We start from the raw sequence: 23,461 nt of genomic DNA on the forward strand, positions 1-23,461 counted from the left end.
ATGTTCTGCATGTTCAACTTTACGTTTAATGTTGTCCCTCTGTGTAAATTTGAAAGGTTACACCGAACTTGTCCGTAACGATCCCATAAGCAGGGCTAAAAAAAGTGTCCTGCAGTGGCATTTTTATTTGGCCGTCTTGCTTCAAGTCATTAAATATTTGTTTTGATTTTTCGATGTCGTCCGTTGAGATACAGATTGTGACTTGATCTCCAGATTGACTAGCCTGACCTGGGTAATTATCTGAAAACATGAGTTCTGATTCACCAATTTTTAGCATCGCATGTGACACAAGTTCTTTTGCCTCTTCTGCTATAGGAAATTCAGGGTTTTCGGGCATTTCTCCAAAGGTCTGATTAAAAAGAACTTCTGCACCTAATACTTTTTCGTAAAATTCGATCGCTTCTTTTGCATTTCCATTCATCATTAAATAAGGGGACAAACTCATTGCCATCATGAAACAACTCCTTGGCTCTATTTTTAATCTAAACAATAATAAAATTTAAAATGGAACGATTTAACGGCTGTACCAATTTTCATTGTTACCCATACTCCCATTATATAATCCAATGTGTGGAAACTTAGTTTGAAAATTTACAATTCTTAAACATATAATAAAAGATATAAGGTGGTTGGCTTTCTCTAGGGTTATTTAATCGCTATATAAATTTCAACTTCCCCATTAGTAGAATATTTTTCAAAATCGTAGGTATAAGCTCGTTCTAGTAAACCTGAAGCCTCTTGGTCCCATATCTTTTTCCAGGTTTTAACAATCCCTTGTTCGTCTGCTGAATCCACTCTGAAAATCTCATAACGTTCGTTTAATGGGATTTCAATAAAAGGGTTCCCATTATTTTCATCGATAGCAACACTTAATGAATAATTTCCCTTATAGTCACTCTCATAGTCATAATAAACACCATAAACATTCTTTTGTCCAAGTACGATTTTGCGTGAGGAATCTTCCCATAATTTTTTAATCTTCACGGTCATTTGAGCATCCGTAAAATTATTTGTTCGAATGCTATTTACTAAATACAATTTCATCCATGTTCACCCACTTATTTTTTACGAACAATTGTTCTTGTTATAATGATAACTGACTTTATTGATTACTTCAATGTAATTTACAAAAAAATTATAAATATTTGAAAAATGAGTCCGAGGAGAAGGTTCTCTCACTATTTCGCTAATTATATTCAATCAAGACGGATGGGTAATGTTAGCCTACGATCAGAACCGTTCCCGTTTTATTATAGAGGAGCTTATTTTAATATTTTAGGGAGGATGTCAAATTTACACTCGTTTTACGACTGCTTAAAAGTGAAATGATAGTTTAATAGGGGAGGTAAATTAAGTTTGATGAGCTTTTCCTGCTAAATTTTGGGCTATAGAAATCCCTACTTTTTGAGCTATTAATATCCTAGTTAGAAAAAAAGTGGTGTTACAGATAAGTGGTAGGAAGTGAATGGAATGATGAAAAAGGGACAATTAATAAAAAAGTTTGATAAACAAGCGGTTAAATATTCGAGAATGCGTAAAAACCAAGAGCAAAATAAATGGAGAAAACAAATTTTTCAATCAGTTAGAGGAAAAACGTTGGAAGTGGCAGTTGGGGCTGGAATGAATTTTTCCTTCTATCCTCAAGATATCGAGTATACAGGAGTTGATTTTAGCAGTAAAATGATCGAGCATGCGAAAGAAACTGCAAAAAAGTATGAAGTAAACTCTACATTTATGGAATCTGATGTTGAATGCCTCAACTTTCCTGAAAATTCTTTTGATACGATTGTTTCATCCGGTTCATTTTGCAGTTATGAAAATCCAGTTCATGTGTTAAACCTTTTTAATCAATGGTGTAAAGAAGATGGACAGATATTGCTTTTAGAACATGGGTTATTTTCTGTCCCAACCTTAGCTTGGATTCAAAAGAAATTGGATAAGGTTGCAGTTCAAACGTTAGGATGTCATCAAGATCGTGATATTTTAGAAATTGTTAAACAATCCGATTTGAACGTTATGAAACATGAACGCGGGATGCTAGGGTACCTTTATTTAGTTTGGGCAAAACCTCAAAAGTAAGGATAATTTTTTTTGAAAAAGAGATGGACAGGTGCTTTGCAATGGGGGATAAAAGTATAGTCGTAATGATTAAATATAGTGATGTATCTAAATTAATGAAGGGTCAATCTACCCATTTGCTAACACATCAAACAAAGGAGGACTGACCTTTTTTCCTCAGGTTATATGATTTTATGACATAATAGGAATGAGTTGTTACACAAAGATGAATCCTCTAGCGAAATAGTGTGAAAGGGAACAATTTACTTTGCTAGAGTCAAAATCAATAAAGGGGAAGAAACTATTGGACATTATAGAAAAGAATACATCACAATCCGCAGAAAGTCTGCAGAATGACGCTTTTATTCAAAACGTGAAAATGATGCACCCTCAATCAAGGTCCACGTTAATGGCTGAAATAGCTGCAATGGAGAAGGACCAAAAGGCAGATGAAAAAGCCAAGCAATACTTGAAGTGGATTCTGAAACAAACCGAATTTAACTTTTATTTGGCACTGCTTCCGAAAGGTCAAGGCTTAGTATTATTGAAGCAAAATTCAAAAGCGGTACTGGTGATTGGATTAAACCGTCCGCATGAGGAATTAAAACCATTTGTGGAAGAACTTGATTTTGTTTTAGAAATCTTGAATATCCATTCCCTTCAAAAAGGAGAAGGGTTCAAAATTATGAAAAAGGTGATGGATTTATCGAACCACCTTCAATCACCGATCACACTTATTGTAGAAAACGATGAGCAACAGAAATATTTTGAACGTTACGGATTCAAAAATGTCGGTGCACTAGAGAAAGAAAATGAACGAATAATGATTCTCCGCAACGAATAGAGAAAGTCAGTGGCTTGAAAAGAAGCAGATCCAACATAACTTGCGATCTGCTTCTTTTTTCTATATCGGTTATTTTGAAGTAAGCTAGTACCTATTTGTATAGCTAATAAAAGGTTTGGTTTCACAGTAAATTACTTCTGTAGGACAAGTTTACTAGCTTCATAGGCACTTGAAAAAGAGAGCTCAGATAATTGTCCTTTTGCTTGACACCAGTCTCCTGCAAAGAATAAATTGCGATAATCTGGGATTAAAATGGGCATCGCTTGCTGCTCCATGGTCCATTTAATTTCTTGTGCACTTGCCCGTTTAGAAATACGAGGAACCGTCAATTCCTCACGCCAGCCTGGAAAATGCTTGTCGTATAGCTGCTCGATTTTCTCTTGATGTTTATCAATTCGTTCTTTATTTCCTAATTCGTCTTGCTTCAAATACGCGATGGCTTGAAGCAATTGTCCTCCTTCTGGAACACAGGATTCATCATAATAGGAAATATCGGTAATAAAAATTTTATTCTTTTTATCATAAATATACGTATAAGGCGTATCGATCCGTGTTTTAAGGCCAATATCATATACAAACACATAGCTTGCATCATAATGTGCATAATGCTGAAGCAAATGTTCAATTTTTGTTCCTTCAAATACTTTAACTAGTTCAGCAGGAGGGATACAAAAAATAAAGTTGGATCCTTTAAACGTTTCTTTGGTTGTTGCCACTTCTACAATTTGATTCTCTACTGTTTTTACACTAGTGACCTTGGCTTTTGTTCGGATTTCTCCTCCATTTTCTTCAATTACTCTGACAAACTCATCAATCAATGCTTGCCATCCACCTTCAATATACGTGACCGGCTTGGTCGTCGAGAATAAGCGATTGTAGTAGTTAAAAAATACATCTGATGGAATTTTTTCAGGCTCGCTTGTAAAAAAATTAGAGGAAGCTAATGTTAACATCATTTCCTGAACGTCTTCAGCAACTTGCTTATCCTCCATCCATTTTTTAATTGAAATATGGGGGTGACCTTTTTCTGTTCCAATTAAGGTTTTAAAGATTTCAAAGGTGAATTTAACCTTATCTGCATTATTCATGACTCTTGTTCGAAATAGTCCGACAATATTGGCTGGAACATCAGTCAATTGGGATCCAATGTCATACTTTGCTTTTTGAGGATTAAAATCACGCCATCCGATACGGATATCTAACTCCTTTTCTATATTTTTTAGCGTAGAAGTGTCACGACCGTAAATCGCATGTGCGCCAAAGTTAAATTTAAAACCCTTTAAATTCATTGTAATGGCTCTTCCCCCTAAGCGTCCCCGTTCAAGGACAAGAACCTTTTTGCCTTGCTTTGCGAGCAATGCCGCGGCCGTAAGCCCAGCTAACCCGCCTCCAACGATAATCGTTTCATATTCTTTTTGAAAAAGATCATTCTCCATTAAAAACGCCTCTCTTTCTCCTGTTAAGCTATGAAACATTTAATGTAGCCAGTTCCATAATAGCTTCTTAAAGGAAAAGCGCCAAACAAAAAGCTCATTCTGTTTTTTTATTGAATTTAAAAATGAAGTAGACATCTTATGTAAAAGTGATGAAATTCATTACGATCTTAAAGTATCAACAAGGGACCAAGATTTATTAAATGCCATTCGGGAAAGAAATGCCAATTTAAAAGTTTCGATCTCATACATGTAATAGAAAATAAGTGCCAGGCACCTTCCAAAAAGTGGAAGGTGCCTGGCACTATTTATTGAAGTGAAACAGGAGAACCGTCCCCGTGTTTATTATGCAACTTTATTTGCTAATACAGCGGCGTCCTCATCACAAGATAGTTCGTTTGCTCGATTTTTACGAGCGTATTTGTAGAATAATAGGATAATCCCTACTGTTGTAATGGCACCGATGAGATAGGAGATATTTAATGGTAATCTGAATCCAATTGGTGCGTTAAGGATATAGACGGTAACCACGTAAGTCATGAAAGTCCCAGGGATCATCGCAATCCAATAATTTTTCTTTGAAATAAAGAGATACATGCTGCCGACCCATAATGAAATCGCCGCTAACGATTGGTTGGCCCAAGAGAAATAATTCCATAATAGCGTAAAGTCTACTGTTGTTAATAGAACAGAAGCTAAAAATAGTGGAACAGCAATTAACAAACGTTTGGAAATTTTCTTCTGTGGAATGTTGATATAATCGGCAATAATCATTCTGGCACTTCTAAAGGCTGTATCTCCAGATGAAAGCGGAAGAACGATAACAGAGAGAACCAGCACGGTACCAAGAACAGATCCAAGCATCATGGTCGCTACTTCATTTACAATTCCACTTGTACCGATTGTATTAATAAGTTCATTTAAGGTTACAGGACCATCAAACAAGCTCATCGCTGCTGCAGCCCAAACCATCGCAATTAATCCTTCCCCAATCATCATTCCGTAAAAAATGCCACGGCCTTCTTTTTCGTTTCTAGTGGTTCTAGCGATAATAGGTGATTGAGTGGCATGGAAACCAGAGATCGCTCCACAAGAAATAACTAAGAATAATAATGGGAAAATGGGTGTATTTTCTGGATGCATATTCGAAATACTTAATTCTGGTACAGGTGCTCCATTAAATACAAGGCTGACTCCTAATGAAACGGTTCCAAGTAAAAGTAATGCTCCAAATACAGGGAAAATTTTACCAATCATTTTATCAATTGGAAGCATCGTTGATAAAATATAATAAACGAAGACAATTGCAATTAATGCGGTTAAACCGATGGCGCCTCCTGCTAGATCATAAATTAAGGTAGCGGATGAACTGACGAATACAGTCCCAACAAGAAGTAAAAGAAGAATCGAGAAAATATTAACTACATGCTTCATTGGTTTACCGAGAAATTTCCCCACTAAAGCTGGCAGATGTGCTCCACCATTTCGTATGGAAATCATTCCCGTTAAATAATCATGAACAGCTCCTGCAAAAATACAGCCGACCACAATCCAAATAAAAGCAACAGGTCCATATAAAGCACCCATAATCGGACCGAAGATAGGACCGACCCCTGCAATACTAATTAATTCAATTAATGAATTTTTTGTTTTGTTGAGTGGTAAATAATCAACATCATCTCTTTTTGAGAATGCTGGTGTAGGGCGATTTTCTTTAATCCCAAACACTTTTTCAACAAATTTTCCATAAGTAAAATATCCAATGATTAAAAGGGCAATTCCACCCAAAAAGGTATACATATATGAGGACCTCCTAAATAATGATAACGATTACATGGATTATTTAATCATAAATAGAATGAAAACGTTTAAAAACAGGACAAAACGTCATTTATCAGCCCTAACGTGTTGAAAGATAACGTCAAAAAACCATAGGAATTTTACAGATTCCTATGGTTTATATTGATATAGATTTATTTTTGGTTACTCTTCTGAAATAAACATAGGTGCCTAATAGAATCACTTCATTAAAGTTCAAGTTGCTCTCTAAGAGCTTTTACATAATTTCTACTAACCGGAATGGGTTTGTCTTTTCCTTTTATCGTTAAATTAAATGCTCCGTTAAACCATGGTGTTAGCCTTGTTATATAATGTAAATTGACTAAATAGCTTTTATGCGTACGAAAGAAAGGGTAGGTGGATAGACGTAATTCCAAATCCTTTAATGTTTTTTTCGTTTCAAACGATTGTGTACTTGTTACAATATTCACTCGCTTTTCTTCACTATAAATATAGAGAATGTCATTTGGATCTAAATATACCACTTCTCCGTCATTTTCGACGCCAAGTTTGTTAGCGGTCCCGAGATCCCGATCGGCATCATCAGTAGGGAATATTCTTTTTTCAATTCGCTGAATTGTTTGGTGGAGTTGGTCTTCATCATATGGTTTTAAGAGATAATCAATCGCTTCATATCGAAATGCCTGGACAGCAAATTCAGGAAAAGCAGTCGCAAATACGATTAAAGGAGGCTTTTTTAATTCATTTAAAATCTCAGCTACCTGTAATCCATTCATGGCAGGCATTTCAACATCCAAAAAGATAAGATCTGGCTGCTTTTGAATGGCTTGCATCACACAGGCTTCTCCTGAATCTGCCTCCCCAACAATTTGGATAGACGAATAGGCTTGAAGTAAGTAGATTAGTTCTTCTCTGTTATACGGTTCGTCATCTACAACGATGGTGCTAATTGTTGGTTGCATGATGAATCCTCCCATTCATTATTTTGGAATTGTAAAATGAACATTTGTCCCTTCACGGTAGATGCTATCAATCATAAGTGCGGCATCTTTTCCATACATCTTGCAAAGTCTTTGATTGATATTGTATAAGGCCAAACCAGTACCTGATTCTGAATCGGTAATTCCTTTGCCGATTTCATCCAATCGCTCTGAGGTGATCCCGATTCCATTATCAGAAACGGAGACGGAAATATGGTTTTCTTTTGATTGAATTGTAATGGTTATATGACAATCTGTTTTTTTGTTCTTTAACCCATGCTTCATCGCATTCTCTACAATCGGCTGTAACGTAAATGGCGGAATTTTCGCATGTAGGGTGGTATCATCGATTTTGTAATGAACGTACAATCGATCTTGAAACCGAGTTTCTGCAATATCAAGAAACGCCTTTAAATGCTTTAATTCTTGTTCAACCGTTGTCACTGTAACCGTTGTGGAGGTAACATTTTGTCGTAGAAAATGGGAAAGGGATACCAATAATTTTCGAGCTTTCATGGGATTGGTCCGAATTAAGGAAACAATCGTATTTAATGAATTAAACAAAAAGTGTGGGTTCATTTGAGCTTGAAGTGCTTTGATCTCTGCTTCCTTTGCTAATTGAAGCGTTTGATGAGCCGCTGCAAGTTCAAGTTGATTACTTAAAAGATTGCTTAGACCCGATACGGTTTCTTTCACAATAGGACTGATTTCCCTTTTCGATTGAAAATAAAACTTCAGTGTTCCGATCGTTGTTCCTCCTGGTTTTAAAGGTGCCACAACAACGGAGTGAAGTGGACAGTCTTCTTGCTGGCAGTGAATCTTTTTTCCGGAAGCCATAACCAAATTTCCAGTTTGAAGGGCCTCTTTTGTGATTTCGGTTTGAATGGGATTTTTTTGTTTATGGTGGTCATCACCTAATCCAACATGAGCTAATATGTCAACTTTATTGGTGATGGAAACCGCAACCGCACCGGTTTCACGATGTAAAATGTCGCATACTTCGATAGCAGAACGTTCATTCAAGCCTTTTCGTAAGTGAGCCAGTGTTTTACCCGCAATTCGTAAAGTGAGTTGCGCCTGATTCGCACTGATTTTCTCTTCTTGTTGGAAGACGTTTTGAATAATTAACATAAACAATGCCCCACCAAATCCATTGGCAATCACCATAGGTAAACCAATGATCTCGACTAAATGGACCACTTTGTCAAAAGGTCTAGAAACAAGTAGGATAAGAATCATTTGAATGACTTCAGCCAAGGCTGTAATTACAAACGTCTTCGACAATGACCACTTACTATCTTTTCGGTAAAAAACTCCGGCAAGGAAACCAGCAATGATCGTGGCAATGCCACAGCTAAAAGCTGTATATCCTCCGAGCAACAAACGATGGGTACCGGCTATTATTCCGGCACCAAGCCCGATCTTGTAGCCACCTAATATTCCAGCCATCACCACCCCAATTACTCGAAAGTTCGCAATTGCTTCATCGGATAAAAGATCGGTTTTCCACCGTTCAAATGATAAGGAATCTGAATTAAAGGTAAAGCCGGAATACGTTCCGATGATCCCGAAAACGCCAAAAAAGATCATGGCGAATAATTGTTGACGTTTATTAAGTTTATCGGAAAGCGCCATCTTTCTGAAAAAGGAGAGTCTTGTTAAGATAAAGGCAATCATCACAATGATGCCTAAGCGTTCAATCATCAATAACAGTAAATCAAACATAGAATCAACTCTTTTATATGTCTTTTGGATTCGACATTATTATACTACTAAAGTATAAAATGAAAAAGCGACCAGTAGATGGGAAACGGCTTTGTTTGATGGGGAGAGGGGATTAAATAACAGCCTAATTTTGGACATCGATGATAGACAAAATGGAGAAATACAGTTTAACTCAACAAAATAGTAAAATATACGCTTAAAGAGGTAAACAAAATTCAGGAAGGTAGTTAGACCATTTTTGAAGAATAGTAATGGGATCAATCCTCCACTTTGTTAAAAAATAAAAAGTGATGGGGACGGATCCTGTTTTTGAATCTGGTATCCTAATAAAAAGGTGTTTAAATATTCATAGTTTTCCTATATTATATACTATATAATATGTATATAGTAGAAACCTCTCTTGATTGAACGGGGATATATAAGGGGAAGAAAATGAATACGTTAGAAAAATCAAATGAAAATATAAAAAACAGCTCTTATGAAGGGTTCTTTCAATATCTAAATAAAATGAAGGGAGAAACGAGAAGCGAAACGAGATTTGACTATAAGGATTCACTGATTTCTGCCACAGGCGTATTTCTAGCTGTTAGCATTCTCTGTTTATTAGCGGTGTTCTTTCATTATCCGATGGCAATCGGTCCTTTAGGGGCAAGCTGTGTGCTCGTATTTATTGCGCATCAGGGACCGCTATCACAGCCTAGACAAGTAATTGGGGGGCATATTTTATCCACTGTAACAGGACTTGTGATTTGGGACGTTTTTGGGAAAAGTTTGTTTATCCTGGTCATCTCTTTAGTGGTTGTACTACTTTTCATGTCACTTACCGATACCATTCATCCTCCTGCAGCAGCAAGTGCTTTAGTAGCGATAAACTTTGAGGTAGGTTGGGGCTATCTAGTACCAATTGTCATTGGATCCATTCTACTCGTTTTTATATCGATGCTGTATAATAATCTATTTCCGAAAAGACAATACCCGAAACATTGGCTATAACCGTTGCCATTAATAAAATAGGGTCAGTCCCCTTGTCTGCTAAGCAGTAACGCAGCGGGGGGACTGACTTTTTTTGTAAAAATCATTATCCAACAATAATATAACTAGTTTATAATAAATAGATAGACAAAACGAAACACGGGGAAACACGGGGACGGTTCTCGTGTTTCAATAAATTATTTTTTTCTTATGATAGAATTGTAAATAGGAATGAAACAGGAGAACCGTCCCCCTGTTTCAGAAGCAGGTGATTACAATCGATGTGATTGAGACGAGAGTAAGAGGGTTTATTGAGGATATTCAACATCCGCAACAAAAGAGGAAGATTAATATAAATGATTTAGAATTGCAGTTACGTAGGCTTGTGGATGATTATTTTGAGATGGATGGATATTCGTTGTTTTATCAAGCCATTGGAGTTCTGCAAGAGGAAGGGCTGCTGACGCCGATTCAAAATCATCAATACAATGGGCGAACGCCTAGCCTCCCATTATTTTATTGGGTCAATGTAAAGATGCAGGAAGTCAAGTGGGACCGGCTTGAGATGATGAAGTTAAGTGATGTGTTTGACTTTTCCTATTATGAAAAACATCCGGAGTGGCAGACCCAAGAGGAATGGCAACGGATCGAGAATATATATGAATTTCTAAAGTCGGGACAAGATCGCGAAAAGGTGTCGATCGAAGAAAGAAGTCTTGAGCTGTTTGGTCATGAAAAGTTCTTACTAGACAGTGACGAATTTCCTGAAGGAAAGGGGTTTTTAACCCGAATTGGGGTAAGCGAAGACAAGCTGAACATGACGCATTACGGAGAGCCGTTTGTCTTTTGGATGAAACAGGGGAAAGAAATCAAGGATATTCAGCGGGTTTTGATTGTCGAGAATCTATCTTTTTTCCATACGGCTATTAAACTATTGGAACAAAACCAACTCGATTACGAACCTGAGCTGATTATTTATGGGGAAGGAATGAAAATCGAAAAGAGTTTTTCCTTTTTCTTCCAAATGTTTCCGGCCAAAAACTATCTTTTCTATTATGCTGGCGATCTGGATGCAGAAGGGTACGGAATTCTTATTCGCTTGATTGAAAAATATCAGGAGTGCTGTATCCAACCTGCATTGAAAATTTATCGCAAAATGCTCCAATGCTTTGACCAAAGGAATGACCAGAAACACGGTCAAACACAGAATGCTAAATACCGTGACGGCTTCTTCCAATGGTTTACGGAAGAAGAACAGGTCTTATTACAACAGTTATGGCAAGAAAATAAACGGATTCCTCAAGAGGTCCTAACAATTGAAACATGGAGGAAATGGATGTGAATGAATCATGGGAAGGATTCGCCGAGCGAATGCAACGATTAAATCCACTGTTTGAGCTTGGAAGGGGAATGGAGGTAGGTGAGTTAAAGCCACATCTTCAAACGATTCTCATGCAAGTGCTACTCATGATCTTCTACAGAGAATTAAATGACGATGATCATCGAAGAAAAACAGATATTCGCTACATGGTAGAAGATACTATTAAACAAATGAAGCTTTTAGCAGACGACAAGCAAATTGAACGGATTACAAGCGGGCTTCTCTATCAAGGAAAGGAAGAGTATAGCAAACCGTTTGAAGCCTTGTATTATGATGAAATCAAACAATCATGGGAGACGCAAGTGTTCCGCTATGTCACGATGGATGAATTATATACCAATTTAGAGATGGGCAGCACGATTGTATACAAATTAACAGATATCGCCCAGGAAATGATTTTTATGAGTAGAGAAATGGCGGAGGAATTCTCTATTACGATTGAACAGCTTTATAGCATGCAGCTCATTAAAAACGGTAATTTTAGAAAAGCCACTCGAAACCTCGATAACCTCATTTCACGGGTCAACCGCTTAATGGCAAAGGAATTTACATTTCAAAAGGAAATGATCAACAATCCCAAAATTTTATTGATTGAAGAAGAATGGCAACGGGCCGACAATCGTAGTGAAATTGAGAAGCAATTTGAAGAAGAAAAAAATCACTTCCGTACGATCACCAGTATGATTGAAAAAACGAAACGAAGAAATGAAGAAGAGGATGAAATTCAGAAGGAATTGATGTTACTTCAAGAAAAGATAGGTCATACAAGGCAGCTGCACGATCGGTTTGCGAAGCTGGTTATTCAAAATATTTCTTATGAAATGAAGTTGAAAGCAGAGAACCCCTCCTTGTTCTGGGAAACGAGTCTGGTTTCGTTTCGAGAGCATCTTTATGAAAATTGGTTCATGAAGGAGGGCGTTAGGGATTTTGAAATCGTTGAAAAAGTCCTATCACCATTATTTTCTCCTAAAAATGAATTCATTTTGCCGTTAGATTGGATTTGGGGTGAACAGGAATTCGACGAACACCAACAGACAGAGCCAGTCATCGAAGAAGAGGCAGAAGAAGAAATAACAAGGAAGCGGATAACGAATTGGGATTCGGTCATTCAGGCATGGAGCTATGTGTTTCAATACTTACAAACATACGGAGAGTTCTCCCTGGTCGATTTAGAAACGCTGCCATTAGAGGTTCAGGATTTGTGGGTGGAAGAATCCGAAACGATCGATTTATGGATGATGTTTGATAAAAAGCCGTTGAAGGTACAAGTGCTGCATCGGCAGGAAGAAACCTTAAGTGATGAACGAGAAATCCTTCTCTATAAATTGATGAAGGAATACCCTCAATTTCAAATGTTTGAAGGATTGAAAATTTATACGAAATTTGATCATAAAGCGGAGCCTTTCCGTTGGCAACGCATGAAAATAACCCCATTTAAAATATGTATAAAGGAGGAGAAGGAATGAATGCAGACAGTATCAAAAAAGCATCAGCGGTTTATTTTTCACTCTTAAAAGAAAAAGTCATCGACGAAAACAGTGAACACTTTCAAACCTACTTTGATCCTGAAGTAAGACAGACGGTCCTTTTATTAGCGGATGAATCGGGCACGTTTATCATTGAATCGCCGAAACGGATTCACTTGGTCGTCCAGCCAACCGGCTCCGTTTTTGCGACCAATTTTACCCATATGAAAGACAAGCATAAGCAAGTCGAGACGAAAAAACATTTTCATCTTATCAGTGTTGTGATCATGGCTTTTTTAGCAGCCATTGACCAAAACCAAGCGGCCAAAATCCGTACGAAACGGGAAGGCATCAGCTACTATGCATTAGAACGTCAGGTAAATGAATGCATCATGAACTGGGATTCAATGTTGAAGAGTAAGTCGAATTTTGGAGAAGAAGAACGAATTGATATGAAGGATGTCGTCACCACCTGGAAATACATGGAGGTGGATTCAGACGATTACGGGATTAAAAAAGGCAATCGTCGGACTCGAATCGGCTTGATTGCCAGTGCAATGCGAATATTAGAAACGGAAGGGCTGATTGTCGTACTGGATCGGGATGATATTCCAAAAGCGATTCCCAAACAAGAGCTATTTGAGCGGATTGAATATCTGTATCATGATTACGATCGGTATGAAATGTTTAAAAAACTGATGACCATAGAGGAGGATGAGCATGCCGAAGATCCATCGAATTAGAATAGTCGGCCTGAAGTATGATGGCATGCAAAAGCAATATAAAGATACGACGTTTAATTTTCATAATGAAGAGACCTCTACCAATGGTCTGATTTCGATGATGAATGGAGGCGGAAAGGGAGTTTTTCTCCAAACGATCTTCCAAATTTTGAAACCTGGGACGTCTTGGGGAAAGCAAAACAACCGCTATTATCAGCAGTTCTTTTTCAATAATAAAGAGCAATTTATTCCTTATACCTTCCATGTGGTCATGCAATGGGAATTAGATGGTGGTGACCGAAGGCATTTGGTTACGGGTGGTATGTTCTCAGCCGAGCAGCGGATTTCCATGAATGAAGAAAACGGTACGGAAGGGAAAACATTGGAGCAAGAAGCGAAAATCTTGCCTAATATTACCTTTTATACAAGAGAATTTGAGAGTAGAGAAGAGGCCGCGCTTGAGCATATTCCTCTTTATGAAAATGATGAGGTTGCTGATACGGAGAACTTGAAGGACTACTTAAAATGGAACGGTTATGATGTTTACCGAGATACGAAGAAACATTATCGGATTTTGGATACATACGGAATTAACCGTAAAGACTGGGATATTATGAAGGAAATCAATAAGGACGAAGGCGGAGTCGGGAAATATTTTGAGGGCGCTGAGGATGATCATTCTCTTTTTCAAAAACGAATCATACCGACAGTCAGTCAAGTTCTGCATCGAACTGAGCATCAGAAGAACGATCTAGTTGAAATTTTTAAGAGTCAGGCTAGTATCGCCAAGGATCTGCCAATTCTATTAAAAAGAGAGCAGGCGCATAAGGAATTTTTAGAGGATATTGTTCCATTTGAAGAGCATATCGAAAAGGGTGTACAGCATAAAGAAATTGTGGACGACAGTATAAAGGCTGGAAGACAGCTGCTGGGTGCTTTACAGCATTTGAAAAAATCAGAAGAAGAAACCCTCTTAAGTTTAGAAAAAGAAATGGAACAATTAGTGCTAAAACAAGCAGATTTGCGCTTTCAAAAAGACAATCTAGAGTATGCGAAGGCACATAGAGAAGTACTAGATTGGGAGAAGAAATTAATAGAAGAAAGAAAAAAACATACGTCTTTTCAGGAGATTGTGAAGGAAAAGCAAGAACGAAAAGATGATCTTTCCTTTCAGCTTTTATTAAAAGAGTGGCATGAGAACGAACAAACGATACGGTCTCTTTCTCAACAGATGACGACATTGGAGCAAAATAGTGGATTGGAGCAAACCAATCAGCGAATGGATGAAATTAAAAAAGAAGCAAGGGAGCTGTGGAAGGAGTCTGCCCTTGCCTTGCAGGAAGTCGTAAAAAACTATTGGGGCTACCAAGCGTATTTAAAGAAAAAAGCAAACGGGTTGGCGAAGCAAGAGAAACAAAAGACAACCGAAATAGCACAGCTTGGAACGGAAATTGATTCCCTTTATACGCAAATCCATCATTTCCAAACAAAGGAAGAAGCCCTCATTAAAGAATTTGGTGACCGCTTAACCTATGATTTCGACGGCTTTATCAGTAGTCTCTCCAAACAAATCGAAGAGAAAAAGGCTATCTTAGAAGAGTTGCAGGCAAAAATGAAGGAATCACGTGAACGTCAAAATGAACTGGCCACTTCACATGGGACTGTCCTTCAAGCGATTCAATTTTCAGAAGAAAAATGCGAAGGGTTAAAGGCAGCCCATGAAAAACAACAGCAAAAAGAGGACAAACTAGTAGATCGGCTTCAGGGGTTCCTCGATCACGTGACAGGACCGTTCACGCATGCGATTCTCTCTAAATATGCGATTCAAATGGAAGAATTACTAGCTAACAATAAAGAGTCAGCGGAACAAATTAAAAAAGAGCTTTGGGAAGTTCAGTTGGACCATTCCTTAAACGATGAGCCTTTTTGGATTGCCAACAAAGATGTGAAGGAATTAAAGGAATGGATTGATGAGAAGACCGGCATTGATGTGTTTTACGGAACACAATTTCTCCAATCCTTACCAGCAGAAGAAATGGTTAGAGCCTTACAGGAAAATCCGCTTTTACCTTATGGATTAGTCGTGAGCGGACAGCAATGGCAAAAAATTAATGTGCAGCTTCTTTCTGGAAGAATGTTTAACAGTCCCGTTCCGATTTTTAAGCGGGAAGACATTAATAGCGACCCTCATGCATCCTCCTTTGTGATCTTGAATGGAACCGAACAAAATCTGTTAGGGGATAAACATCAATTCAACGATTGGAAAATTGAGATTGAAAAACGAATTGATGACAAGAAAGAAACCTTGATGGAAATGGAAAAAACAGAAACATCCTACCGTCGGATTTTAAAAGAAATCGACCGGTTTCTATCAAGTGAGCTTTCCAGTGATATCGAAAAGACCTTGAATCAAGAACAGAATTCACTCCTTTCTAAGCAAGCGCAATTGCAGGAAATTGTGACTCAACAGGAAAATGAAAAGGAAGTACAGCTACAGTCTAGAGAAAAGCAGGATAAGACAAAGCGGAAAATCGGCGAGCTGAAAAAAGACCTCGAAACCTTAGAGGCGTATTACCGTGAAAAGACGCTTCATCTAGAAAATATTCGAGTGAAGCAAGAAAAAGAAAAACAGAAAGAAGCCTTGGTCAAACAGCAGCAAGAAATCGCAGACGAGCATGGATCTATGACGGACCTGCAAAATGAATGGAATCAAACGTATGTAGAATGGAAAGTGTCGATCGAACAAAATATTAAAGAGATTGCTATTTTTATTGAAGAAGCCGTTTTTCCACCTTCCGAAAAGGCAGAGTCTAGTGAAGAGGTTCCACGTCTATCTTCTCATTTATTAGAAGAGATCAATGGGAAGATGGAAGAGTTAAAACAGCTTCAGAAATCTAAGGAAGAACAGGCAGGAGAATTACTTGTTTTACAAGCAAAAAGAGAATCGGAACAAAAGCAACAAACGAAATTGGAGAAAAAACTAAAGACGCATAACCAAGAATGGAAAGAGACACAGGAGCCGGATGAACCGATCAGTATCTTGGAAAATATGCTGCAAACAGCGCAGAAAGAACTCAAGGCAGCAGAAAAAGAAGAACGTGAACAAGATAAGGCGATCACCGCAGCTGAAACCTCTTTAAAGCATGCTTCTGATCAACGAGAAAAGGCTGGAAAAAAAGTTGCCAAGCATGAAAAAGAGCCTGAAGAATGGGCAGACCTTGACTTAGAAGTAAAGGAAGTCGAAATTAAAGACCAAACGAAAATCGCAAAAGCGGAAGTCAAGAAGACCGAAAAACGTCAAAAGGAAACAGAGGCGAATATTACCGGATATGATGGGGATATGTTGACGTTGTCGATGATCCTCAAAGAAGAAGCGGCAGCTTTTACAGACGAGGATATTGAAAAAATTAAGAGTCAAGGCAAAGCCTGCATCTTATCTTGGTGTGAAAAACATCAGAGAATCGAAGAAGAAGGCAAGGAAAAGCATGCGAAAATCGAACAATCCCTACGGAATTTAAAGCTGACGATTGAAGGGAAGGATTGGGAGGTTCGTTTCAAAAATGAAGTCTTAACCACGCTAGACCATATGGATACAAGGCATTATAGTCATATTCAAAGTGTTGTGAAAAATATGAAGCGATTTTCGCAAAGCGGCTTAGAACAATTAGAGCGAGATAAAGAAAGAGCAGAAAAGGCACAGAATTTCTGGGCGAGCCGAGCGAGTATGAAGGTTATGAGTATCTCAGAGGCGATTCGTTCGATGATTGCAAAAATGAAGCTGAAAAATGAACGAGGGTCTTTTCCACTCGTCATGCTCAAAGAAGATATCCTGCCGAAAAAGGCAGAAGAGGTAGAGCCACTGTTGAAGCAGCATTTTATCACGGCCATAAACAAAATCACGAACCAATTTGATCGAATTGATGAGCAAAATCGCACGTTAGATGAGGAAATTAGAAAACTAATCAGTGATGAGCAAATATTATTTGTCGCACTTCGAAATCGTTATCCGGAACTGCTTGTTTATAACATGCGAACAGATAATGCCTTTATGTATGGGAAACCACAAAGAGAGCATTATTCCACATGGCAGACGATCAATCAAGGTTCGAAGACAAAATCGGATGGAAGTGGTGGTCAGAAGTTATCCGCCCGCATGGTTATGATGATGATGCTCCTATCGGTCAAGAGTGAAACCGATCAGAGCTGGGTGCCACTAGTCTGTGATAATCCATTTGGACAAGCAGCCTCAGCCCATGTCCTTGACCCGATCTTCGCGGTTGCGGAAAAACTCAAGTTCCAATTCATCGTCGTCACTCCACCGGAACTAGTCAAAACCGAAATCAGCCAACGATTCGAAGCCTATTACAAACTCGACTTCATTCGAGAAAAAGGCAAAGAAATCGTATCGGATACCATTGTACCGGCGTTTCGGATTTATCAGGGAGAGTGAAACACGGGGACGGTTCTGGGCGTTTCAACGTGCATGAATTCCGCCTCGGTTGGGATACCCTTGTACTTTTTATGACGATTTGTTAAGAAGGGACGGTATCTAGGTCTTCTCTACATGAACGATGGTTGGACTGACCTTTTATTAAGTACAAAGGGTGTTATGCTACCCAGTGATTTAAAAAATTGATTTGGTAAAAATAGAATTATATTTAGGGAAATAGATGCTAAGCAAAATCCATAAATTGGATGGAGCTTAGCATTTTTTTAGCATTATCTCTTCATGGATGTATTGCTCCTAAATTCCTCTAAAAAAATACGAAGTGAAGGGTTCGTCTGTTCTTTGAGCATCGTAATTCCCAGTTCATATGTTGCATTTTGTCCAGCAAAGGGGATCATTTTGGTGTTACCCATTCGAATAGAACTAATGTATTTAGGGAGCACTGAAATCCCCATACCCGATTCAACAAGGAGATAGAGAGTTTCTATTCGTTCTACTTCATAGGAAATTTTAGGATTAAAACCTTCACTTTTACATAATGTTATAAACTGTTCATAGTTTTCAGGTACTACAGATGGGGACATAATGACAATCGGTTCGTCTGATAATACGGAAATGGGAACAGTTCGTTGGGTGGCTAGGTGATGATGCTTACTCACAATTAACATCATTTTATCCGTACGAAAGCTTTCCCACATTAGATTTGTATTGTTTTGTACTCCGTGTGAAACCGTAAAACCAAGATCTATCTCTCTCTTGTTGATCGATTGAATAATTCCGGCTGGATTTAAATGTTTAAGATTCACTTCTATTAATGGATATGCTTTTTGAAAATCCATTAGGAATTCTGGGAGAAACTCCATATACGAAATAACCCCTATATTTAAAGTTCCTACAATTCCTTTATGCGCTTTCTGTGTCAAAATAATGGCTTCGTTATAGTGGTCAAGTAATTCTTTTGCCTTTTTTAAAAAAACGGCACCAGGTGGCGTTAACTCGACAGATCGTTTATCCCTTATAAATAATTTTACCTGCAACTCTTCTTCTAGTAGAGCAATTTGTTTGCTGATGGTGGATTGTGATACATAAAGTTGTTTACTTGCTTCGCTAAAATTCAAGTGTTTGGCAACTTCAAGAAAATATTTTAATCGGATACTATCCAAAGTAACAACTCCCTAATATAAAACCATTAAAATATTTTAGAAAATTATAATAATAGAATATTACCATCCCCATTGCAAGTTTTCAACTAAAGCAAATTTGGAATAACAGTAATTCATTTTATGTGTTTCACAATTCTGAATATTAAATATACAATTGGTTTAAAGATAGCGCTATCATAATATTTCATTCAATAACACAAGTAATGATCGAACATGGGTTGACTATGTCAGTTGACAAGAAAAGTTTGTGGCAAAAAGTAGATATTCATATGTAGAAAGGTGTGTTTATTTTGGAAAAATTGATCATTTCAGTTGCAACAACAGGTGGGTTTACTAGTAGAGAGCATACTCCATACGTACCAATTACACCTGAAGAGATTGCTGATTCAGTATATGAAGCGTGGAAAGCAGGAGCAGCTGTTGCACATATTCATGTAAGAGATGAGTATGGTGAATCTACATTGGACTTAGATACATATCGTGAGGTCTTGGATCGTTTAAAGGAAAAAAACTGTGATATCATTATCAACTTAACAACAGCAGGTGGTCCTAATCTAACGAGTGATGAAGATCGATACAGAGTATGCGAATTAAGTCCTGAACTGGCCTCTTATGATGCGGGATCATTAAATTTTGGTCCTAATGTTTTTTTGAATTCTCCTGAATTTTTAGAGCGTTTAGCAGGAAGCATGAAGGAATATCAGGTAAAACCAGAAATAGAAGTATTTGATATTGGAATGATTCAAAATGCTATGAGTGTGGCAAAAAAGGGGCTAATCAAGCCCCCATATTTCTTCCAATTTGTTTTAGGCGTACCGGGTGGAATGCCAGCTACACCAGAAAACTTACTATTTTTTAAAAATAGTATTCCAGAAGGATCAATATGGTCAGCCGTAGGAGCAAGCAAGGATCAATTAGCGATTAATACGATGTCTATTTTATTAGGGGGTCATGTACGCGTTGGGATGGAGGACAGCGTCTATTATCGCAAAGGAGAGCTAGCGAAAACCAATGCCCAATTTGTTGAACGAATTGTTAACTTATCCAGAACTTTAGGGCGAGAAATTGCCACACCTGATGAAGCAAGAGAGATATTAGGTTTAAAGAAAGCAGGGAGTCAGACTAAAGATAATGAAAAACTAGGTCAATTATCAAACTAGTAACTTGTAAATGTTAGCCTCAAGTGTGATTTAGAGTCTTCTAACATGATCGTTAGGTGAACTAGCGTAAGAAGTAAAAGTATTTAAGCTTCAACAATGTCTTTTTGGAAAATGAAAAGTATGGGGATGATGAGATGAATTCAATAAATCAATCAATTGAAAAGACAACAGTGAAAAAAATTATGTTGAGAATTTTACCTTTTATATTCATTTGTTATGTTGTTGCATATTTAGATCGAATCAATTTAGGTTTTGCTGCCTTAGAGATGAATGCTGATTTAGCCATATCCGCCGAAGTTTTTGGATTATTATCAGGAATTTTCTTTATTGGATATATTATCTTTGAAATTCCAAGTAATATGATTATGCAAAAAGTCGGAGCGAAGTTCTGGATTGCAAGAATTATGATTACTTGGGGGATTATCTCTTTATTTACAGCTTTTGTACAGAGCGCTACACATCTCTATATTGTACGATTTTTACTCGGAGTAGCGGAAGCGGGATTTTTCCCTGGGATTGTCCTTTATTTAACGTATTGGTTTAGAAGTAAAGAAAGAGCACGTGCATCTGCAGCGTTTATGCTCGCCATGCCAGTATGTGCCATCATTGGGGCGCCACTATCCGTTTGGATTATGGATAATATCAATTGGGCTGGAATAGCTGGTTGGAGATGGATGTTTATCCTTGAGGGATTACCAGCCATTATTTTAGGGATCATTACAATCTTTTACCTAGAGAATCGCCCTAAAAATGCAAAGTGGTTAACAGAGGAAGAGAGAAATTGGATTGAAAATGAGTTAGAGGTTGAAAGAACTGAAAGTCGTACTGTGAATAAAACGTCGAAACTAGCTATGTTTAAGGATTCAAAAATCTGGAAACTATCGTTTATTTATTTCGCCGTTTATTGTGCCAATTATGCTTTAGCCTTTTGGTTACCAAGCATTATCAAATCACTATCGGGTGGCTTAAGTAATACGGATATAGGCTGGTTATCGATCATTCCTTCGTTAATAGGAATTCCTTCAATGTTGATTTGGGCATGGAGTTCTGACAAACATAATGAACATAGAAACCATTTGATTGTTGCTTGTTTGTTAGTTACTTTTGGATTTACACTTAGTGGTTTTGTGGAAGGTGCAGGGTTGACGATTCTGTTAATTTCGATTGCAGCTATTGGATTGAATGGATTTATAGGAGTCTTTTTTTCTTACGTTACGATGGCATTTACTGAATCTACAGCACCTGTTGGTATTGCAACGGTTAATACATTAGGAAGCTTAGGTGGTTTTGTTGGACCAGCCTTATTGGGAGTACTGAGTTTTACGAATGGAATGTACTTAATCGCCTTCTTAATACTACTAGCAAGCGTGTTATTACTCACTTTCAAACAAAGAATTGCTACGAATAATCATACAGTAGAATTACAACAAAATTCGATTTAAGAGATCATATTATTCGTTTACTAGCTAAAAGAAAGTTATAGACTTTCATCATTGATAGGGGGATTTAGGGTGAGCAATTTTAAAGAACGTACAGTCGTTATTACAGGGGCTGCTCAAGGAATCGGATATGGGATCGCAGAAGCTTTCGTAAAGAACGGAGATTTTGTTGCGATTTGTGACATTAATATAGAGGCAGCTAATCATGCTGCAGAAAAACTTGAAAATGCAAAAAGCTATCAAGTAGATGTTTCGAATGAAGAAAGCGTAAAAAACTTTGTGGACGAGCTTGTCAAAGAGCGTGGATCAATAGATGTTGTTGTCAACAATGCAGGAATACAGCACGTAGATAAAGTAGAAGACTTTCCGGTGGATAAATGGAGATTAGTGATTGATATTATGCTAACAGGACCATTCCTAATGATTAAGCACACACTACCTTATATGAAGGGACAATCATATGGACGGATTATTAATGTATCTTCCGTTCATGGAAAAATGGCTTCACCATTTAAGTCAGCTTATATTTCAGCCAAACATGGAGTAGTTGGACTTACACGAACAGTAGCTTTAGAAACAGCAGAATTAGGGATTACTTGTAATACGATCATGCCTGGACCGGTGCGTACAGAACTGATTGAAAATCAAGTAGCCAAGCTGGCAGAAGTAGATGGCATTAGCAACCAAGAAGTGCTCGATAAACATTTCTTAGATAAACAACCGATGAAACGTTTGCTAGAGCCATCTGAAATAGGGGCAGTCGCTGTGTTTTTGGCATCTGAGGGTGCAGCTGCTATAACTGGAGATGCGATGAGTGTCTCAGGAGGAATCTAATACGCACCGCTCTAATAAGATGGATTTATTTTATCTTCATGAACGGATGGTTTTGGACCATTGTAGTTTTCTGAATAGTAGCGAGATTTGGGGTGAACACGATGAAAAATATTACAGTTATTGGTGCAGGAATTATGGGCCATGGAATTGCGCAATTATTTGCACAAGTGGGGAAAAATGTTCGCCTTTATGATACAAATCAAGCTTCACTTGATAAGGCGAAACTGATGATCCAAAACAGTATGAAAAGACTAGTTGAAAAAGGGCTATTAACGGAAGAAAGTTTTGAATTAGCAACCAAAAAACTAGTTTATTCGATAGATATAGAGGAATCATTAGAAAATGCGGAATTCATCGTTGAAGTTGTACCAGAAGTTCTGACTCTAAAATGGGAAACCTATTTAAAGATTGAAAGGATCGTCTCAAAAGATTCCATTATTGCATCAAATACTTCTGCTATACCGTTAACAAGATTAATAGAGAAAACAAAGCATCCAGAAAGATTTATCATCACACATTTTTTTAATCCACCACAGCTTGTTCCGCTTGTGGAAATCATTAAATCCCACCATACAGATGAAAAGGTGATACAAACCACTTTCGAATTAATGGAGTTAATTGGAAAACGACCAGTTGTGCTTCAAAAAGAAGTTCCAGGCTTTATTGCTAATCGAATTCAATTAGCGGTTGTCCGTGAAGTATTCTGGCTTTTGGAAAATGGGGTTGCAACAGCTGAAGACATAGATATTGTTATGAAAGAAAGTTTAGGGTTTAGATATGCCTTTCAAGGACCATTTGAGGGAGCAGATTTAACTGGACTGGATACAGCTAACTTTGTGAGCGAAAGCTTATTTCCAGTGCTATCAGCTTCGAAAGAACCACCTGAATTCTTAAATAAAATGATCCGAGCGGGACATCTTGGAATGAAATCGGGAAAAGGTTTTTATACTTACGATGGAGATGCAGGAATAGAAAAAGTTCGGAAGCGTGACGAACAGTTCTTAGAATTAATGAAATTGAGAACCTAAATGTACGAG

Annotated in this window: 18 protein-coding genes; 11 read left to right on the plus strand and 7 right to left on the minus strand. The window is 37.7% G+C overall.

Annotated features, from left to right (window positions below):
* Positions 1–25 precede the first annotated feature (25 nt).
* The gene (locus Q5760_RS08075) at positions 26–451 is read right to left on the minus strand and encodes a VOC family protein (RefSeq protein WP_428911681.1); all 426 of its coding nucleotides are present in this window, start codon (positions 449–451) and stop codon (positions 26–28) included.
* A 194-nt stretch (positions 452–645) separates the two neighbouring features.
* A complete protein-coding gene (locus Q5760_RS08080) occupies positions 646–1,044 on the minus strand; it encodes a GyrI-like domain-containing protein (protein ID WP_428911682.1) in 399 nt (132 codons plus the stop codon).
* Between the two features lie 426 nt (positions 1,045–1,470).
* Here Q5760_RS08080 and Q5760_RS08085 point away from each other — a divergent pair, with 426 nt between their 5' ends.
* Together Q5760_RS08085 and Q5760_RS08090 are read left to right on the plus strand one after the other, a co-directional pair.
* Positions 1,471–2,079: a class I SAM-dependent methyltransferase gene (locus tag Q5760_RS08085; protein ID WP_428911683.1), complete on the plus strand. Its 609-nt coding sequence runs from the start codon at positions 1,471–1,473 to the stop codon at positions 2,077–2,079.
* 283 nt (positions 2,080–2,362) lie between these two features.
* On the plus strand, positions 2,363–2,902 hold the full coding sequence (locus Q5760_RS08090; RefSeq protein WP_428911684.1) for a hypothetical protein: 540 nt from the start codon (positions 2,363–2,365) through the stop codon (positions 2,900–2,902).
* Positions 2,903–3,033: 131 nt separating this feature from the next.
* Here the strand turns inward: Q5760_RS08090 and Q5760_RS08095 are convergent, their stop codons facing one another.
* The 4 genes from Q5760_RS08095 to Q5760_RS08110 form a co-directional block, all read right to left on the minus strand.
* A complete protein-coding gene (locus Q5760_RS08095) occupies positions 3,034–4,338 on the minus strand; it encodes an FAD-dependent oxidoreductase (protein ID WP_428912526.1) in 1,305 nt (434 codons plus the stop codon).
* 342 nt (positions 4,339–4,680) lie between these two features.
* On the minus strand, positions 4,681–6,135 hold the full coding sequence (locus tag Q5760_RS08100; RefSeq protein WP_428911685.1) for a carbon starvation CstA family protein: 1,455 nt from the start codon (positions 6,133–6,135) through the stop codon (positions 4,681–4,683).
* Between the two features lie 227 nt (positions 6,136–6,362).
* Positions 6,363–7,097, minus strand: a complete 735-nt coding sequence (locus Q5760_RS08105) for a LytR/AlgR family response regulator transcription factor (protein WP_428911686.1) — start codon at positions 7,095–7,097, stop codon at positions 6,363–6,365.
* A gap of 18 nt (positions 7,098–7,115) precedes the next feature.
* Positions 7,116–8,840 (minus strand): LytS/YhcK type 5TM receptor domain-containing protein, encoded by a 1,725-nt coding sequence (locus Q5760_RS08110; protein ID WP_428911687.1) that lies wholly within the window; start codon positions 8,838–8,840, stop codon positions 7,116–7,118.
* Between the two features lie 432 nt (positions 8,841–9,272).
* On the opposite strand from Q5760_RS08110, the gene Q5760_RS08115 reads away from it, so the two are divergent.
* The 5 genes from Q5760_RS08115 to Q5760_RS08135 all read left to right on the plus strand — a co-directional run bounded on the left by Q5760_RS08115 (position 9,273) and on the right by Q5760_RS08135 (position 17,831).
* On the plus strand, positions 9,273–9,833 hold the full coding sequence (locus Q5760_RS08115) for an HPP family protein (protein WP_428911688.1): 561 nt from the start codon (positions 9,273–9,275) through the stop codon (positions 9,831–9,833).
* Between the two features lie 247 nt (positions 9,834–10,080).
* A complete protein-coding gene (locus Q5760_RS08120; protein ID WP_428911689.1) occupies positions 10,081–11,154 on the plus strand; it encodes a Wadjet anti-phage system protein JetD domain-containing protein in 1,074 nt (357 codons plus the stop codon).
* Positions 11,145–12,659, plus strand: coding sequence for a hypothetical protein (locus Q5760_RS08125; RefSeq protein ID WP_428912527.1), 1,515 nt, complete (start codon positions 11,145–11,147; stop codon positions 12,657–12,659). Before Q5760_RS08120 ends, Q5760_RS08125 begins: the two co-directional genes overlap by 10 nt.
* Complete coding sequence (locus tag Q5760_RS08130; RefSeq protein WP_428911690.1) at positions 12,656–13,402, plus strand: DUF6063 family protein; 747 nt, start codon at positions 12,656–12,658, stop codon at positions 13,400–13,402. The genes Q5760_RS08125 and Q5760_RS08130 overlap by 4 nt, the downstream gene beginning before the upstream one ends.
* Positions 13,380–17,831, plus strand: a complete 4,452-nt coding sequence (locus tag Q5760_RS08135; RefSeq protein ID WP_428911691.1) for a hypothetical protein — start codon at positions 13,380–13,382, stop codon at positions 17,829–17,831. The genes Q5760_RS08130 and Q5760_RS08135 overlap by 23 nt, the downstream gene beginning before the upstream one ends.
* Before the next feature lie 269 nt (positions 17,832–18,100).
* On the opposite strand, the gene Q5760_RS08140 is transcribed toward Q5760_RS08135, so the two are convergent.
* Entirely contained in the window at positions 18,101–18,991 is an 891-nt protein-coding gene (locus Q5760_RS08140) for a LysR family transcriptional regulator (RefSeq protein ID WP_428911692.1), read from the minus strand.
* A gap of 281 nt (positions 18,992–19,272) precedes the next feature.
* Here Q5760_RS08140 and Q5760_RS08145 point away from each other — a divergent pair, with 281 nt between their 5' ends.
* The 4 genes from Q5760_RS08145 (at position 19,273) to Q5760_RS08160 (ending at position 23,452) form a co-directional block, all read left to right on the plus strand.
* A complete protein-coding gene (locus Q5760_RS08145) occupies positions 19,273–20,151 on the plus strand; it encodes a 3-keto-5-aminohexanoate cleavage protein (RefSeq protein WP_428911693.1) in 879 nt (292 codons plus the stop codon).
* Between the two features lie 134 nt (positions 20,152–20,285).
* Positions 20,286–21,593 carry an MFS transporter gene (locus Q5760_RS08150; protein ID WP_428911694.1) on the plus strand — a complete coding sequence of 436 codons (1,308 nt, stop codon included), beginning with the start codon at positions 20,286–20,288 and terminating at the stop codon, positions 21,591–21,593.
* A 69-nt stretch (positions 21,594–21,662) separates the two neighbouring features.
* Entirely contained in the window at positions 21,663–22,424 is a 762-nt protein-coding gene (locus tag Q5760_RS08155; RefSeq protein ID WP_428911695.1) for a 3-hydroxybutyrate dehydrogenase, read from the plus strand.
* Positions 22,425–22,525: 101 nt separating this feature from the next.
* Positions 22,526–23,452 carry a 3-hydroxyacyl-CoA dehydrogenase family protein gene (locus Q5760_RS08160; RefSeq protein ID WP_428911696.1) on the plus strand — a complete coding sequence of 309 codons (927 nt, stop codon included), beginning with the start codon at positions 22,526–22,528 and terminating at the stop codon, positions 23,450–23,452.
* Positions 23,453–23,461 lie beyond the last annotated feature (9 nt).

The organism is Niallia sp. Kr1 (assembly GCF_050389805.1).
Taxonomy (GTDB): Bacteria; Bacillota; Bacilli; order Bacillales; family Cytobacillaceae; genus Bacillus_BD.

Bases quoted from the DNA above. Each gene is read 5' to 3' on its own strand.
- Q5760_RS08135 (WP_428911691.1), top strand. From the start codon at position 13,380: ATGCCGAAGATCCATCGAATTAGAATAGTCGGCCTGAAGTATGATGGC.
- Q5760_RS08160 (WP_428911696.1), top strand. From the start codon at position 22,526: ATGAAAAATATTACAGTTATTGGTGCAGGAATTATGGGCCATGGAATT.
- Q5760_RS08150 (WP_428911694.1), top strand. From the start codon at position 20,286: ATGAATTCAATAAATCAATCAATTGAAAAGACAACAGTGAAAAAAATT.
- Q5760_RS08095 (WP_428912526.1), bottom strand. From the start codon at position 4,338: ATGGAGAATGATCTTTTTCAAAAAGAATATGAAACGATTATCGTTGGA.
- Q5760_RS08085 (WP_428911683.1), top strand. From the start codon at position 1,471: ATGATGAAAAAGGGACAATTAATAAAAAAGTTTGATAAACAAGCGGTT.
- Q5760_RS08100 (WP_428911685.1), bottom strand. From the start codon at position 6,135: ATGTATACCTTTTTGGGTGGAATTGCCCTTTTAATCATTGGATATTTT.
- Q5760_RS08075 (WP_428911681.1), bottom strand. From the start codon at position 451: ATGGCAATGAGTTTGTCCCCTTATTTAATGATGAATGGAAATGCAAAA.
- Q5760_RS08105 (WP_428911686.1), bottom strand. From the start codon at position 7,097: ATGCAACCAACAATTAGCACCATCGTTGTAGATGACGAACCGTATAAC.
- Q5760_RS08115 (WP_428911688.1), top strand. From the start codon at position 9,273: ATGAATACGTTAGAAAAATCAAATGAAAATATAAAAAACAGCTCTTAT.
- Q5760_RS08130 (WP_428911690.1), top strand. From the start codon at position 12,656: ATGAATGCAGACAGTATCAAAAAAGCATCAGCGGTTTATTTTTCACTC.
- Q5760_RS08080 (WP_428911682.1), bottom strand. From the start codon at position 1,044: ATGAAATTGTATTTAGTAAATAGCATTCGAACAAATAATTTTACGGAT.
- Q5760_RS08110 (WP_428911687.1), bottom strand. From the start codon at position 8,840: ATGTTTGATTTACTGTTATTGATGATTGAACGCTTAGGCATCATTGTG.
- Q5760_RS08125 (WP_428912527.1), top strand. From the start codon at position 11,145: ATGGATGTGAATGAATCATGGGAAGGATTCGCCGAGCGAATGCAACGA.